Source organism: Streptomyces sp. NBC_01410 (assembly GCF_045040195.1).
Taxonomy (GTDB): Bacteria; Actinomycetota; Actinomycetes; order Streptomycetales; family Streptomycetaceae; genus Streptomyces.
The window spans coordinates 2,892,545-2,907,394 of the sequence record NZ_CP109530.1; the positions used below are offsets into that span (position 1 = coordinate 2,892,545).

Annotated in this window: 9 protein-coding genes and 1 pseudogene; 5 read left to right on the forward strand and 5 right to left on the reverse strand. The window is 71.0% G+C overall.

Features of this window, described 5'->3' with window-relative positions; all coding sequences use genetic code 11:
- Positions 1-25 precede the first annotated feature (25 nt).
- Together OG741_RS13275 and OG741_RS13280 are read left to right on the forward strand one after the other, a co-directional pair.
- Positions 26-1,759 carry an ABC transporter ATP-binding protein gene (locus OG741_RS13275; protein ID WP_405597335.1) on the forward strand — a complete coding sequence of 578 codons (1,734 nt, stop codon included), beginning with the start codon at positions 26-28 and terminating at the stop codon, positions 1,757-1,759.
- Positions 1,756-3,678, forward strand: coding sequence for an ABC transporter ATP-binding protein (locus OG741_RS13280; RefSeq protein ID WP_405597337.1), 1,923 nt, complete (start codon positions 1,756-1,758; stop codon positions 3,676-3,678). The genes OG741_RS13275 and OG741_RS13280 overlap by 4 nt, the downstream gene beginning before the upstream one ends.
- Before the next feature lie 275 nt (positions 3,679-3,953).
- Here OG741_RS13280 and OG741_RS13285 read toward each other — a convergent pair.
- From OG741_RS13285 to OG741_RS13305, 5 genes and pseudogenes are all read right to left on the reverse strand, one after another.
- Positions 3,954-5,204, reverse strand: a pseudogene (locus tag OG741_RS13285) (RNA polymerase sigma factor).
- Positions 5,205-5,310: 106 nt separating this feature from the next.
- Positions 5,311-7,215 (reverse strand): DNA primase, encoded by a 1,905-nt coding sequence (gene dnaG / locus OG741_RS13290; RefSeq protein ID WP_405597339.1) that lies wholly within the window; start codon positions 7,213-7,215, stop codon positions 5,311-5,313.
- Positions 7,216-7,250: 35 nt separating this feature from the next.
- Positions 7,251-8,513, reverse strand: a complete 1,263-nt coding sequence (locus tag OG741_RS13295; RefSeq protein ID WP_405597341.1) for an NAD(P)/FAD-dependent oxidoreductase — start codon at positions 8,511-8,513, stop codon at positions 7,251-7,253.
- A 129-nt stretch (positions 8,514-8,642) separates the two neighbouring features.
- On the reverse strand, positions 8,643-9,974 hold the full coding sequence (locus tag OG741_RS13300) for a deoxyguanosinetriphosphate triphosphohydrolase (protein WP_405597344.1): 1,332 nt from the start codon (positions 9,972-9,974) through the stop codon (positions 8,643-8,645).
- Between the two features lie 46 nt (positions 9,975-10,020).
- Positions 10,021-10,920, reverse strand: coding sequence for a sirohydrochlorin chelatase (locus OG741_RS13305; RefSeq protein ID WP_405605540.1), 900 nt, complete (start codon positions 10,918-10,920; stop codon positions 10,021-10,023).
- 293 nt (positions 10,921-11,213) lie between these two features.
- Here OG741_RS13305 and OG741_RS13310 point away from each other — a divergent pair, with 293 nt between their 5' ends.
- The 3 genes from OG741_RS13310 (at position 11,214) to OG741_RS13320 (ending at position 14,773) form a co-directional block, all read left to right on the forward strand.
- Complete coding sequence (locus OG741_RS13310; RefSeq protein WP_405605542.1) at positions 11,214-11,828, forward strand: vancomycin high temperature exclusion protein; 615 nt, start codon at positions 11,214-11,216, stop codon at positions 11,826-11,828.
- 99 nt (positions 11,829-11,927) lie between these two features.
- Complete coding sequence (locus OG741_RS13315; RefSeq protein ID WP_405597346.1) at positions 11,928-12,509, forward strand: TIGR03086 family metal-binding protein; 582 nt, start codon at positions 11,928-11,930, stop codon at positions 12,507-12,509.
- A gap of 110 nt (positions 12,510-12,619) precedes the next feature.
- Positions 12,620-14,773, forward strand: coding sequence for a molybdopterin oxidoreductase family protein (locus tag OG741_RS13320; RefSeq protein ID WP_405597349.1), 2,154 nt, complete (start codon positions 12,620-12,622; stop codon positions 14,771-14,773).
- The last annotated feature ends 77 nt before the right edge of the window (positions 14,774-14,850 follow it).

Below are 14,850 nucleotides of genomic sequence, written 5' to 3' on the forward strand. Positions count from 1 at the left end.
TCTTGCCGACTCCGAGAGACAGCGTGTGCTGATACGACTACTGCGGACGCACTTGGGTCCGTACAGACAACCGATCACCCTCCTTGTGGTGCTGCAGCTGCTCCAGACCAGCGCCACCCTTTACCTGCCGACCCTGAACGCGGACATCATCGACAACGGTGTGGTGAAGGGGAACACGGGCTACATCCTGCGGCTCGGCGCCCTCATGATCGCGGTGAGCGTCGTCCAGGTGCTCTGCAACATCGGAGCTGTCTATATCGGCGCGCAGACCGCCGCCGCGCTCGGGCGTGACGTCCGGGCCGCTGTCTTCGACCGGGTGCAGAGCTTCTCCGCACGGGAGGTCGGCCACTTCGGCGCTCCGTCCCTGATCACCCGTACGACCAATGACGTCCAGCAGGTGCAGATGCTGGTCCTGATGGCGTTCACGTTGATGGTGTCGGCGCCGATCATGTGCGTCGGCGGCATCATCATGGCGCTCGGCCAGGATGTGCCGCTGTCGGCGGTCCTGCTCGCGGTCGTGCCGGTGCTGGGCATCGCCGTCTCACTGATCGTCAAGAAGATGCGGCCGCTGTTTCGGACCATGCAGGAGCGTCTGGACACGGTGAACCGGGTGCTGCGGGAGCAGATCACCGGCAACCGCGTCATCCGCGCCTTCGTACGCGACGAGTACGAGGCCGGGCGCTTCCGCGGCGCCAACAACGAGCTCACCGATGTGTCCCTGTCCACCGGCCGGCTGATGGCGCTGATGTTCCCGACCGTGATGACGGTCGTGAACGTGTCGTCCGTCGCCGTCGTCTGGTTCGGCGCACACCGGGTCGACAGCGGCGCGATCCAGATCGGCGCCCTGACCGCGTTCCTCGCGTATCTGATGCAGATCGTGATGGCCGTGATGATGGCCACCTTCATGTTCATGATGGTGCCGCGCGCCGAGGTCTGTGCCGAGCGGATCGAGGAGGTGCTGGACACTCGCTCGAGCGTGATCCCGCCGATCAAGGCCGTACGGGAGCTGCGCCGCCACGGGCATCTGGAGGTACGGGCCGTGGAGTTCCGCTATCCGGGAGCCGAGGAGTCGGTGCTGCGCGATGTCACCCTGCTGGCGCGGCCCGGCGAGACCACCGCGATCATCGGGTCGACGGGCAGCGGAAAGTCGACGCTGCTCGGGCTCGTACCGCGGCTGTTCGACGCGACGGACGGGGAGGTGCTCGTCGACGGCGTGGATGTGCGTGACCTCGATCCGGCGCTGATGGCGAAGACGGTGGGGCTCGTGCCCCAGCGGCCGTATCTCTTCTCCGGGACCGTGGCCACCAATCTGCGCTACGGGAAGCCCGACGCGAGCGACGAGGAACTGTGGCAGGCGCTGGACGTGGCGCAGGCGGCCGACTTCGTACGGGAACTCGAAGGCGGGCTGAACGCCCCGATCGCGCAGGGCGGTACCAATGTCTCCGGCGGTCAGCGCCAGCGCCTCGCGATCGCGCGGACCCTGGTGCAGCGTCCGGAGATCTACCTCTTCGACGACTCCTTCTCGGCCCTGGACTACGCCACGGACGCGGCGCTGCGAGGGGCGCTCTCCCGCGAGACCTCCGAGGCGACGGTGGTGATAGTCGCCCAGCGGGTGTCCACCATCCGTGACGCCGACCGCATCGTCGTCCTGGACGAGGGGCAGGTCGTGGGGACCGGAAGCCATCACGAGCTGATGGAGAGCAATGAGACCTACCGAGAGATCGTGCTCTCGCAGCTGACGGAGGCTGAGGCCGCATGAGCGGGCCGGGCGGACGGATGATGATGGGCCCGGTCGAGCGGTCCATGGACTTCAAGGGTTCGGGCAAACGGCTGCTGCGGCAGCTCGCGCCGGAGCGTATGACGCTGTGGGTGATGCTCGCGGCGGCGGTGCTGAGCGTCGCGTTCAACGTGGTCGGCCCGTGGATTCTGGGCCGGGCGACCGACCTGGTCTTCGCCGGGGTCGTCGGCCGTGACATGGACGCGGGGACCAGCAAGGAACAGGCGATCGACGGCCTGCGGGACAAGGACCAGGGCGGGCTCGCGGACCTGCTGTCCGGCGTGGACTTCACGCCCGGCGACGGCATCGACTTCACCGCCGTCGGCCATGTGCTGCTGGCGGCGCTCGCGGTGTACGTGGCCGCGGGGCTGCTGATGCTGGTGGCGACCCGGCTGTCGATCAGAGTGATCAACCGGACCCTGTACCGGATGCGCGAGGACGTACAGGCGAAGCTGTCGCGGCTGCCGCTGTCGTACTTCGACCGGGCCAAGCGCGGCGAGGTGCTCAGCCGGGCGACGAACGACATCGACAACATCTCGCAGACCCTGCAGCAGACGATGGGCCAGCTGATCAACTCGCTGCTGACCATCGTGGGCGTGCTGGCGATGATGTTCTGGATCTCGCCGCTGCTCGCGCTGGTGGCACTGGTGACCGTGCCGGTGTCGGTCGTCGTCGCGACGAAGGTCGGCAAGCGCTCGCAGCCGCACTTCGTGCAGCAGTGGAAGACCACGGGCAAGCTCAACGCCCATATCGAGGAGATGTACACCGGTCATGCGCTGGTGAAGGTCTTCGGGCGGCAGGACGAGTCCGCCAGGGACTTCGCCGAGCAGAACGAGGCGCTGTACGAGGCGGGATTCAAGGCGCAGTTCAACAGCGGGGTCATGCAGCCGCTGATGTTCTTCGTCTCGAACCTCAACTATGTGCTGGTGGCCGTGGTCGGCGGGCTGCGGGTCGCGTCCGGCGCGCTGTCGATCGGCGACGTGCAGGCGTTCATCCAGTACTCCCGGCAGTTCTCGATGCCGCTGACACAGGTCGCCTCGATGGCGAACCTCGTGCAGTCGGGCGTCGCGTCCGCCGAGCGGATCTTCGAACTCCTCGACGCGGAGGAGCAGGAGGCGGACGCGCCGTCCGCCGAGCGGCCCGAACGCCCGCAGGGCCGGGTCTCCCTGGAGAAGGTCGCCTTCCGCTACGAGCCGGACAAGCCGCTCATCGAGGATCTGTCGCTGAGCGTGGAGCCGGGTCACACGGTCGCGATCGTCGGCCCGACGGGCGCGGGCAAGACGACCCTGGTGAACCTGCTGATGCGGTTCTACGAGGTCACCGGCGGGCGGATCAGCCTCGACGGGGTCGACGTCGCCAGGATGTCCCGCGAGGAACTGCGGTCCCAGATCGGGATGGTGCTCCAGGACACGTGGCTGTTCGGCGGCACGATCGCGGACAACATCGCGTACGGCGCCTCCCGGGAGGTGACCCGCGAGGAGATCGAGGAGGCGGCGCGCGCCGCGCACGCCGACCGGTTCATCCGTACGCTGCCCGACGGCTACGACACGGTGATCGACGACGAGGGCTCGGGCGTGAGCGCGGGCGAGAAGCAGCTGATCACCATCGCGCGGGCGTTCCTGTCCGACCCGGTGATCCTGGTGCTCGACGAGGCGACCAGCTCGGTGGACACCCGTACGGAGGTACTCATCCAGAAGGCGATGGCGCGGCTCGCGCACGGCCGCACGAGCTTCGTCATCGCGCACCGGCTCTCCACGATCCGGGACGCGGACGTGATCCTGGTGATGGAGAGCGGGGCGATCGTCGAACAGGGCACGCATGAGGGGCTGTTGGCGGCGGAGGGGGCGTATGCGCGGCTGTATGCGGCGCAGTTCGCCCAGGCGGTGGTGGAGGTGGAGTAGGGGGCGGGGGGGTGCGGGGGCGCCTGCGGCGGGCTTCACCCCACCCCGCCCCTTCCCGTAACCGGGGGCAGGCCCCCAGGCCCCCGTATGCGACCTTCGGCCGCATGTCCTCAAACGCCGGACGGGCTGGATGTGCGGCCCAGCCGCACATTCCAGCCCCGTGGGGGTCCCCCCGGACGAAGTCTGGGGGAGTTTGAGGCGCGGGGTCCGGGGCGGAGCCCCAGTTCGGGAAGGGGCGGGGTGGGGAAAAAGCCCCGCGCAGCGGACCGCGCCCCTCAGTCCAGGTAACCCCGCAGCTGGTCCGCGAACGCGTGGTCGCGGAGTTTGTTCAGCGTCTTGGACTCGATCTGGCGGATCCGCTCCCGCGTCACGCCGAAGATTCGCCCGATCTCCTCGAGCGTCCGCGGCCTCCCGTCCACCAGCCCGTACCGCAGCTGTACGACCTTCCGCTCCCGCTCGCCGAGCGTGGAGAGCACTGCCTCCAGGTGCTCGCGCAGCAGCAGGAAGGCCGCCGACTCGACGGGAGACGCCGCGTCGCCGTCCTCGATGAGGTCGCCGAGCGCCACGTCGTCCTCCTCGCCCACCGGCGCGTGCAGCGAGACCGGCTCCTGGGCGAGCCGCAGCACCTCGCTGACCCGCTCGGGCGACAGGTCCAGCTGGACGGCCACCTCTTCGGGGGTGGGTTCGTAGCCGCGTTCCTGGAGCATCCGGCGCTGGACGCGGATGACCCGGTTGATCAGTTCGACGACGTGGACCGGGACCCGGATGGTGCGTGCCTGGTCCGCGAGGGCCCGGGACATGGCCTGGCGGATCCACCAGGTCGCGTACGTCGAGAACTTGTAGCCGCGGGCGTAGTCGAACTTCTCGACCGCCCTGATCAGGCCCAGGTTTCCCTCCTGGACGAGATCGAGCATGGTCAGTCCGCGCCCGACGTACCGCTTTGCGACGGAGACGACGAGCCGCAGGTTGGCCTCGATCAGCCGGCGCTTGGCCATCCTGCCCATGACGACCAACTTGTCGAGGTCGACGGCCAGTTGGGAGTCGTCGATGTCGGGGGTGTTGGCAAGCCTCTCCTCGGCGAAGAGACCGGCTTCGACTCGGCGCGCCAGCTCCACCTCCTCGACGGCCGTGAGCAGCGGGATCCTGCCGATCTCCCGCAGATACTGCCGGAACAGGTCGGAGGAGGGCCCGCCGCTGTCGACGCGGCCGGCCCGGGGCTCCGGAGGCTCGGGCACATCCACTGTTTCCTCGACGACGGTCTCCGGGGCCGCCTGGGGCACGGCCTCGGGGTGATGTACGGCCCGGCTCTGCGCGGGGACCTGCGCGGAAACGGCCGCGACAGCATCGGTCTCGGTCAGGGTCTGGGTCTGCACGGGGGCGACCTCCAGGTGATCGCTGCCGGGTCGGGGGTGTGCGGCAGCGGGACGGGGGCGGCCGGGCCGCTTTCCGTCCCGTACACGATGAGCGGATCCGCGGGAGTGAGAGGCCCACCGTGGTGGACGGCCGCGCTCCGAGGACTCAGGCACCGCACCCCAGTGTGGGGTACGACACACAGCCGCCACGAGGGGCTTGCGAGCACTTTTTGAGTCCCGTGCGTGACCGGGTGGTTACCGAAGCGGGGCTGCCGAGCCTCTAGAGAACGTCCGCGCCCTGGTTGCGCAGGGACTGGGCGTACTGCTGGAGGACCCAGAGTTCGTTCTGCACTGCCGTGTGCTGCTCGGGGTCGGCGTGCTGGCCGAGGCGGGCGAGGGTGCCCTGGACCTCGCGGATGCGGCGGTCGACCGCCCGCAGGCGGACCTGGACGAGCTGGACTCCGGCGTAGCTCTCGTCGACCACGCGCGCGTGGACCGCTTCGACGGCGAGCTCGGTGACCAGGGCGCGCACCGTGTCGTTCGGGGCGGTGTCGCGGACGCGGGCAAGGTAGTCGGGGGTGTCCTCGGTGCCCTGTTCGGCTCCGCCGGCCTCGGCGATGGTCTGGCGGACGGCGGCATAGGGCGGGGCGGTGAACTCGTCGATGCCGTACGCGTCGAAGGCCGGGGAGACCAGGGCCGGGTGCTGGAGCGCGAGCTTGAGCAGTTCGCGCTCGGTGCGATGAGCGGGGCTGCGGAGGTTGAGCGCGGGGCCCGCGGCGATCCGCGGGGCGCTCTGGGTCTCGTACGACTGGGGGGCGCGGGACTGGGTCGCCGGGCCGCGTCCGCCGCGGTCGCGGGCCCAGCGCGCGAGTTGGGCGACCCGCTTGACCACGAACTGGGTGTCGAGGATGCCGAGGATGCCCGCGAGCTGCACCGCCGACTCGTGCTGGATGGCGATGTTCTTGATGCCCGCGACGATCGGCGCGGCCTCGTCGAGCGCGGCGGCGCGGCCCGCGGGCGTCTCCAGATTGTGGCGCCGGACGCTGTGGCGGATCGCGAACTCGAAGAGCGGCGTGCGCGTTTCGACCAGTTTCTCGACGGCGCCGTCGCCCTCGGCGAGGCGCAGCTCGCAGGGGTCCATGCCGCCCGGGGTGATCGCGATGGAGGTCTCGGCGGCGAACTTCTGGTCGTCCTCGAAGGCCCGCAGCGCCGCCTTCTGGCCGGCCGCGTCGCCGTCGAAGGTGAAGATCACTTCGGCGGTGGCGTTGTCCATCAGCAGCCGGCGAAGGATCTTGATGTGGTCGCCGCCGAAGGCGGTTCCGCAGGTGGCGATCGCGGTGGTGACCCCGGCCAGATGGCAGGCCATGACGTCGGTGTAGCCCTCGACGACGACGGCCCGGCTGGTCTTGGCGATCTCCTTCTTGGCGAGATCGATGCCGTAGAGCATCTGCGACTTCTTGTAGATGCCCGTCTCGGGGGTGTTGAGGTACTTCGGCCCGTTGTCGCTCTCGTACAGCTTGCGCGCTCCGAAGCCGACGACATCGCCCGAGATGTCGCGGATCGGCCACATCAGGCGCCCGCGGAAACGGTCGATGGGCCCGCGGCGGCCGTCCTGGGAAAGGCCGGAGAGGATCAGCTCCTTGTCACTGAACCCTTTGCCGCGCAGAAAGCGGGTGAGGTGGTCCCAGCCCTGCGGGCTGTAGCCCACGCTGAAGTGCTGCGCCGCCGCCTGGTCGAAGCCGCGCTCGGCGAGGAACTTGCGGCCCGTCTCGGCCTCGGGGCCGTTCTCCAGCTGCTCGATGTAGAACTGCGCGGCCATCTTGTGCGCCTCGACCAGACGGATGCGCTCGCCCCGCTGGTGGGTCGGGTTGTACCCGCCCTCCTCGTAGCGCAGGGTGATGCCCGCCGTCGCCGCGAGGCGCTCGACCGTCTCGGAGAAGGAGAGATGGTCGATCTTCATCACGAATGCGATGGTGTCGCCGCCTTCCTGGCAGCCGAAGCAGTGGAAGAGACCCTTGCTCGGGCTGACCTGGAAGGAGGGGGACTTCTCGTCGTGGAAGGGGCAGAGCCCCTTCAGATTGCCCCCGCCCGCGTTGCGCAGCTGGAGGTACTCCGAAACGACGGCGTCGATCGGGACCGCGTCCCGGACCGCCTTCACGTCGTCATCGTTGATCCTGCCTGCCACACGCGGAAGTCTACGGTGGCGCGGTGACACTCCTGTCAGCTGTTGAGGGATGTGAGCGGTACGGAAGGGTCGGCGAGGGCGTCCGGGTCCACCGGGGCACCGGAGCGGATCAGCTGCTGGATGGGGTCGGTGACGTCCCACACGTTCACGTTCATCCCGGCGATCACCCGGTGGTCCTTCGTCCAGAAGGCGATGAACTGCCGCTTCCCCGCGTCGCCCCGCAGCACCACCGCGTCGTACGAACCGGGCGGCGCCCAGCCCGAGTACTCCAGGCCGAGGTCGTACTGGTCGGAGAAGAAGTACGGGATCCGGTCGTAGGAGACCTCCTTGCCGAGCATCGCGCGCGCTGCCGCCGGACCGCCGTTGAGGGCGTTCGCCCAGTGCTCGACGCGCAGCCGGGACCCCAGGAGCGGGTGGTGGGCCGCCGCGACGTCGCCCGCCGCGTAGATGTCGGGGTCGGAGGTGCGCAGGCTCGCGTCGACGGCGACGCCCCCGCCGTGCTCACGGTCCGCCATCGCGAGACCGGCCGTCTCGGCCAGAGAGGTGCGTGGCGCGGCGCCGATCGCGGCGAGGACGGCGTGCGCGGGATGCTCGTCGCCGTCGTCGGTACGGGCCGCGAGCACCATGCCGTCCTGCCCGGTGATCTCGGTGAGACGGGCGCCGAAGTGGAAGCGGACGCCGTGCTCGCGGTGGAGCTCGGTGAACATCTGGCCCAGCTCGGGGCCGATGACCCGCTGCAGCGGGGTCGCCTCCGGTTCGACGATCATCACCTCGGCGCCGTAGCCACGGGCGGCCGAGGCGACCTCCAGGCCGATCCAGCCCGCGCCCGCGATGAGCAGCTGGCCGTTGTCGCGGCCGAGCGCGGTGAGCGCCCGGCGCAGCCGGTCGGCGTGGGCGAGGCGGCGCAGGTGGTGGACGCCGGCCAGCTCGGTGCCGGGAATGTCGAGCCGGCGCGGCTCGGCGCCGGTGGCCAGCAGCAGCTTGTCGTAGTGCAGGACGGTGCCGTCGCCCAGGCGTACGGACTTGGCGTCGCGGTCGACGGCGACGACGGTCTGGCCGAGGTGCAGTTCGACATCGGCCTGCGCGTACCAGGCGGGTTCATGGACGAAGACGCTGTCGCGCTCCTCCTTGCCCGACAGATAGCCCTTGGAGAGCGGCGGGCGTTCGTAGGGGTGGTCGCGTTCGTCACCGATGAGGATCACTCGTCCGGTGAATCCCTCGGCACGGAGGGTCTCGGCGGCCTTGGCCCCGGCCAGCCCACCGCCGACGATGACGAATGTCCGATGTGCGTCGACCACTTGATGCCTCCTCTTTGCTTCTACGCTGCCAAGCCTTCAGCGAGCGTCCCGCACGGAGCGTTATGGCGGAAGAGGGAGTGACCCCTGGGCGTGTCATCGTGGACCCGCCCAGGCGGCTCTCCCGGCTGCTCAGCGGCGTGTCGTGAGCTGGGTGTGCAGGGTGCGGGCCGAGTCGTCCGTGAGCGAGGCCAGCTGGTCGACGATCACCCGCTTGCGCGCGCGGTCGTCGGGTGCGGCGTCGAACAGGGCGCGGAACTGCGGGTCGAGACTCTCAGGTGCGCGGGCGGTGAGCGCCTCGGCCAGTTCCGCCAGCACGATGCGCTGGTCGGCGCGGAGTGCCTCCTGTTCGGCGCGCTGCATCACATAGCGGTCGGCGACGGCCTTGAGCACGGCGCATTCGTTGCGGGCGGCGGGCGGGACGACCAGTTCGGCGGCGTACCGGGTGAGCCGGCCCGAACCGTACGCCTCGCGGGTCGCGCCCTCCGCGGCCAGGCAGAACCGGCCGATGAGCTGGCTGGTGGCGTCCTTCAGCCGGGCCTGCGCGACCGCGGATCCGTCGTAGTGGTGCGGCCACCACTCCTGGTCGACGAGCCGGTCCAGGGCCTCGGCCAGCTCCTGCGGATCGGTGTCCTCGGGGACGTACCGGCCGATCGCGACCCGGAAGATGTCGCTGCGCTCCGCTTCGGCGAGCAGGAGGTTGGGGTCGACATGGCCGGCGTGCAGTCCGTCCTCGAAGTCGTGCACCGAATACGCCACGTCGTCGGACCAGTCCATGACCTGGGCCTCGAAGCACTTCCCGTACGCTGGCGCTCCCTCGCGGGCCCATGCGAAGACCGGCAGGTCGTCCTCGTAGACGCCGAACTTCGTCGAGTCCGGGTCGGTGGGGTGTCCGCCGCGCGGCCACGGGTATTTGGTGGCGGCGTCCAGGGCGGCGCGGGTGAGGTTGAGGCCGACGCTGACGAGTTCGCCGTACGCGTCGTGGACGAAACGCTTGGGCTCGATACGGGTCAGCAGGCGCAGTGACTGGGCGTTGCCCTCGAAACCGCCGCAGTCCTTGGCGAAGTCGTTGAGCGCCTGTTCACCGTTGTGCCCGAAGGGCGGGTGGCCCATGTCGTGGGCGAGGCAGGAAGCCTCGACGAGATCGGGGTCGCAGCCGAGTGCCGCGCCGAGTTCGCGTCCGACCTGGGCGCACTCCAGGGAGTGGGTGAGCCGGGTGCGCGGGCTGGCGTCCCAGGCCTGATTGCGCGTGCCGGGGGTCACCACCTGGGTCTTCCCGGCGAGCCTGCGCAGTGCGGAGGAGTGCAGCACGCGCGCGCGGTCGCGCTGGAAGGCCGTGCGGCCGGGGCGCTTGTCCGGTTCGGGGGCGAAGCGGTCGGTGGCTGCCTCGTCGTACGCGTCGTGTCCGTCGGTTCCGGGGGGTCCGTCGGGTCCTGATGAGGTGCTGCTGGTGGTGCCTGCCATGCACCGAAGGTAACCGGAGCGGGTCGCGGACGGGCGACCGAGCGGATTACGCGGTGGCGAGTTCGCGCCGCTGCGTGGCGTACGCCGGTGTGCTCAGGGCCTCGTCGTAGCGCTGGAGCAGCAGCCGGGCCAGGGCGGGGTGCGCGCCGAGCGGTGCGGCGGCGATCCACGGCGTCGCGGCGGCACTGGCGGTGGCGAACTGGCCGGGGCAGGCGAAGTAGGAGGCGACGGCGATGCGGTGGCGGCCGCGTGCGGTGAGCGCGCGGACGGCTGCGGGCACGGTCGGCGCGACGGCCGAGGCGTACGCGGGCACGACCGGCACTCCGCCCAGGCGCTCACTGAGCAGGTCCGCCGTGCGGCGGGTGTCCGACGCGGAGTCGGGGTCGCGCGATCCGGCGGCGGCCAGGACCACCCCGGCGCTGCGGCTGGTGCCGTCCTCGGGCCGCCAGCCCGCGTCAGCGAGGCGGGAGCAGAGCGCCTCGACGAGGAGGGGGTGCGGGCCGAGCGGGGCCGCGATGCGGATGTCCGCGGCCGGCAGCGCGGCGGCGGCCTTGGGCAGATCGTGCTTGACGTGGTGGCCGCGGCCGAGAAGCAGAGGGACGAGGACGGCCCGGGTGCCCTGCGCACCCCGCTCGCCGTGCAGCGCGGCGAGGGTGTCGGGCAGCAGCGGCTCGTTCAGCTCGATGTGGCCGAGGCGTACGTCGAGGCTGGGGCGCAGCTCACGGACCAGATCGAGGAGCGCTGTGGCGGTGCGCAGGGCGCGCGGGTCGCGGCTGCCGTGGGCGACGGCGACGAGGGTGGGCCGTTCGGTAGGTGGCATACGCCTGCGGGTTCCGTTCCGTGTGACGTGGCTGAGTTGGGTGCCCAGCTGGTCGGTGATGCGCGAGAGCAGCTGCGCGGTGGTGTCCAGGGGGGTCGTGTCGAGCGACCCGGCGCCGAGAGGCATGGCGCCGAGGAGCGTTGCGTCGAGGGGCAGGGACTCGCGAGGGTGTACTGCCGACTCCGTCATGAACCGATCCTGCCGGGTCGAGATTGCGGGGTCGTTGCGTGGGGGTGACGGGTGTTTTCCACGGGCTCACCGGCTCGGCCCCGGCGTTGTCAGCCTCCTCACCGATCCGGGACCGAACCGATCCGGGACCGAACCGATCCGGACCGCAAAGCGTCTGACCAGGTGTGAAGCGACCAAGACTCAGATTGCCCCGCACCCGGCGCGCCCAGCGGCGGATCGTGCAGACGGTCATGCTCGCGTGCGTGTTCGCGCTCGCGCCCGCGACCTGGATGCACGCCGTCGCCGACAGCCGGGTCCGCACCGTCGCGGAGGTCCCCGCGCAGGATGTCGCCGTCGTCTTCGGGGCCGGGCTGTGGAAGGGCCGTCCCACGCCCTATCTCGCGCACCGTCTGGACGCCGCCGCCGAGTTGTACCGGGCGGGGAAGGTCAAGGTCGTGCTGGTCACCGGCGACAACAGCCGCGTGGAGTACGACGAGCCCGACGCGATGCGCGCGTATCTCACCGCCCGTGGCGTGCCGGACAAGCGGATCGTCAGTGACTACGCCGGGTTCGACACCTGGGACTCCTGCGTACGCGCAAAGAAGATCTTCGGGGTCGACCGGGCGGTTCTGGTGACCCAGGGCTTCCACATCCGGCGGGCCGTCGCGCTCTGCCGGGCGGCCGGGGTCGAGTCGTACGGCGTCGGGGTCGCCGAGCCGCATGATGCGACCTGGCTGTACGGCGGGACGCGCGAGATGTTCGCGGCGGGCAAGGCGGCGCTGGACGCCACGTTCACGCCGGATCCGCGGTTCCTGGGGGCTCAGGAACCGGGTGTGAAGGAGGCGCTGGCCGCGGCGGCGGGGTGACGCCCTCGGCAATGCCGTGGCGACGCCCGCGATGACACGCCCCTGCGCTTGCGGGCCGCAGACTCGCGTCGGCATGCGCGGCGCGCGACAGTGAGGCGTATGGAAAACGACGTAGCCACCCTGCTCAGCCGTCACGCCGAAGCGCTCGCGCTCTTCACGGACCGCGTGCACGCCGTACAGGCCGATCAGTGGGACGATCCGACGCCCTGCACCGAGTGGTCCGTACGCGATCTCGTCAACCATCTCACCGCGGAACAATTGTGGGTGCCCGCCCTGGTGACCGACGGGCTGACCGCCGGGGACGTGGGCGACGCCTACGACGGGGACGTCCTCGGCAGAAAACCGAAGACCAGCTGGGACACCGCCGCGCGCGCCGCGCGCAAGGCCTTCGCGGCGCCGGGTGCGCTGGAGCGGACCGTACAGCTGTCGTACGGGGAGGCGCCCGCGGTCGCGTACTGCGCACAGATGGTCACGGACGCCGTCGTGCACGCCTGGGATCTGTCGCGGGCGATCGGCGCGCCGGAGCGGCTGCCGGACGCGCTGGTCCTCTTCGCGCTCGACGAGGTCACGCCGTACGCCGCGGAGCTGGCGAAGTCCGGTCTCTTCGCGCCTCCGATCGAGCCGCCGCCGGGCGACAGCCACCAGACGAGGCTGCTGGCGCTGCTCGGCCGCCGCGCGTGAGGAACGTCGCCCGTGCCTCACGGGACGGCGGGGCGCAGGCGGAGCCCGTCGTACCCCGACCGTAATCCGGGGCGCCCGCCCACGTAACACGGGCGCCCCAACCTGGGCGTATGCCCGACGCCACCGCCACGACCGCCCCGACCGCCCCCATCACGCCGACCCACTGTCCCTACTGCGCCCTGCAGTGCGGCATGAGCCTGCGCGGCGAGGCGGAGGCGGTCGAAATCGTGGAACGGCCGGACTTCCCCGTGAACCGGGGCGCGCTGTGCGGCAAGGGCCGCACCGCGCCCGCACTGCTCTCCTCCCGGGTGCGCCTGACCGAGCCCCTGGTCCGTCGCCCCGCCACAGGCAGGCTCGAGCCGGCCACCTGGGAGGAGGCCCTGCGCACGGTCGCGGCGGGACTGCGGCGTACGCGCACGGCGTACGGCCCCGACGCGGTCGGCGTCTTCGGCGGCGGGGGGCTCACCAATGAGAAGGCGTACACCCTCGGGAAGTTCGCGCGGGTCGTGCTCGGCACCTCGCAGATCGACTACAACGGGCGTTTTTGCATGTCGTCGGCCGCGGCCGCGCATCAGCGGGCGTTCGGTCTGGACCGCGGGCTGCCGTTCCCGCTGGAGGACATTCCGCGCACCGGGTGCGTGATCCTGGTCGGCTCGAACCTCGCCGAGACGATGCCGCCGGCGCTGCGCTATCTGACCGAACTGCGGGAGAACGGCGGCACGTTGATCGTCGTCGACCCGCGCCGTACGCGGACGGCGGAGCAGGCCGATCTGCACCTCGCGCCCCGGCCCGGGACGGATCTGGCGCTCGCGCTGGGGCTGCTGCATGTGGCGGTGGCGGAGGGGCGTACGGACGAGGAGTTCATCGCGGACCGCACGAGCGGCTGGGAGGAGGCCAGGGCGGCGGCGATGGCGCACTGGCCCGAGCTGGTCGAGCGGATCACGGGTGTGGGTGTTCCCCAACTGCGGGACGCGGTACGGATGTTCTGCGACGCCGAGTCGGGGATGGTGCTGACGGCGCGCGGGCCCGAGCAGCACTCCAAGGGCACGGACACGGTCAGCGCCTGGATCAACCTGTGTCTGGCGACGGGCTGGGCGGGGCGGCCGCTGTCCGGCTACGGCTGCCTGACGGGCCAGGGCAACGGGCAGGGCGGCCGCGAACACGGCCAGAAGGCCGACCAGTTGCCGGGTTACCGCAAGCTGGACGACCCGGCGGCGCGGGCCCATGTCGCCCGCGTATGGGGTGTGGAGCCCGAGACACTCCCGGGCCCGGGGCGCAGCGCGTACGAACTCCTCGACGCGCTCGGCGGGGACATCAAATCGCTGCTGCTGATGGGCTCGAACCCGGTGGTGTCCGCGCCGCGCGCCGGGCATGTGGAGGAGCGGCTGCGCTCGCTGGACTTCCTCGCGGTCGCGGACGTGGTGCTGTCCGAGACGGCGGCGCTGGCGGACGTGGTGCTGCCGGTCACCCAGTGGGCGGAGGAGACCGGCACGACGACCAACCTGGAGGGCCGGGTCCTGCTGCGCCGCCGTGCGGTCTCGCCACCGCCGGGAGTACGGAGCGACCTGGAAGTCCTGGGCGGCCTGGCGTCCCTGCTGGGCCACGAGAAGGGCTTCCCGGCCTCACCGGAGGAGGTCTTCGAGGAGCTGCGCAGGGCGTCGGCGGGCGGCCCGGCGGACTACTCGGGCATCACGTACCGGAGGATCGCGGAGGAGAACGGGGTCTTCTGGCCCTGCCCGGCACAGGACACGGCCGCCCCGGATGCTGGTGCCCTTCACGCGGGCGCCCCGCACCCCGGTACGCCGCGCCTCTTTCTCGATCGGTTCGCAACGGACGACGGGCGCGCCCGGTTCATCGCGGTCGCGCATCGTGCCGCCGCCGAGGAGACCGACGAGGCGTATCCCGTCCTGCTCACCACTGGACGCGTCGTCTCGCAGTACCAGTCCGGGGCGCAGACCCGGCGGGTCGACGAGCTCAACGCCGCCGCCCCGGGGCCCTTCGTCGAGCTGCATCCGCTGCTCGCCGAACGGCTGGGGGCCGTCGAGGGCGAGCCGCTCGCCGTCGTGTCCCGGCGCGGGCGGGCCGTCGGGCCCGCGCGGATCACCACCGGGATACGGGACGACACCGTCTTCATGCCGTTCCACTGGCCCGGCGAAGGCCGGGTCAACTCGGTGACGAATCCGGCGCTCGACCCGACCTCGCGAATGCCCGAGTTCAAGGTGTGCGCGGTCCGGGTGGAACGGGTCGCGGCCGAGGAGCGGTAGGGCTGGGGCGTGTTTGAGAAGTAGCGCCGTCCGCCCGCAGGGCGGGCCCCGCGGCGTCTGGTGCGTGCAATCGCAAG

What these genes read in the sequence shown, in the direction of transcription:
- OG741_RS13310 (WP_405605542.1), top strand. Translation starts at nt 11,214, where the DNA reads ATGCTCGCGTGCGTGTTCGCGCTCGCGCCCGCGACCTGGATGCACGCC.
- OG741_RS13280 (WP_405597337.1), top strand. Translation starts at nt 1,756, where the DNA reads ATGAGCGGGCCGGGCGGACGGATGATGATGGGCCCGGTCGAGCGGTCC.
- OG741_RS13315 (WP_405597346.1), top strand. Translation starts at nt 11,928, where the DNA reads ATGGAAAACGACGTAGCCACCCTGCTCAGCCGTCACGCCGAAGCGCTC.
- OG741_RS13300 (WP_405597344.1), bottom strand. Translation starts at nt 9,974, where the DNA reads ATGGCAGGCACCACCAGCAGCACCTCATCAGGACCCGACGGACCCCCC.
- OG741_RS13320 (WP_405597349.1), top strand. Translation starts at nt 12,620, where the DNA reads ATGCCCGACGCCACCGCCACGACCGCCCCGACCGCCCCCATCACGCCG.
- OG741_RS13305 (WP_405605540.1), bottom strand. Translation starts at nt 10,920, where the DNA reads ATGCCTCTCGGCGCCGGGTCGCTCGACACGACCCCCCTGGACACCACC.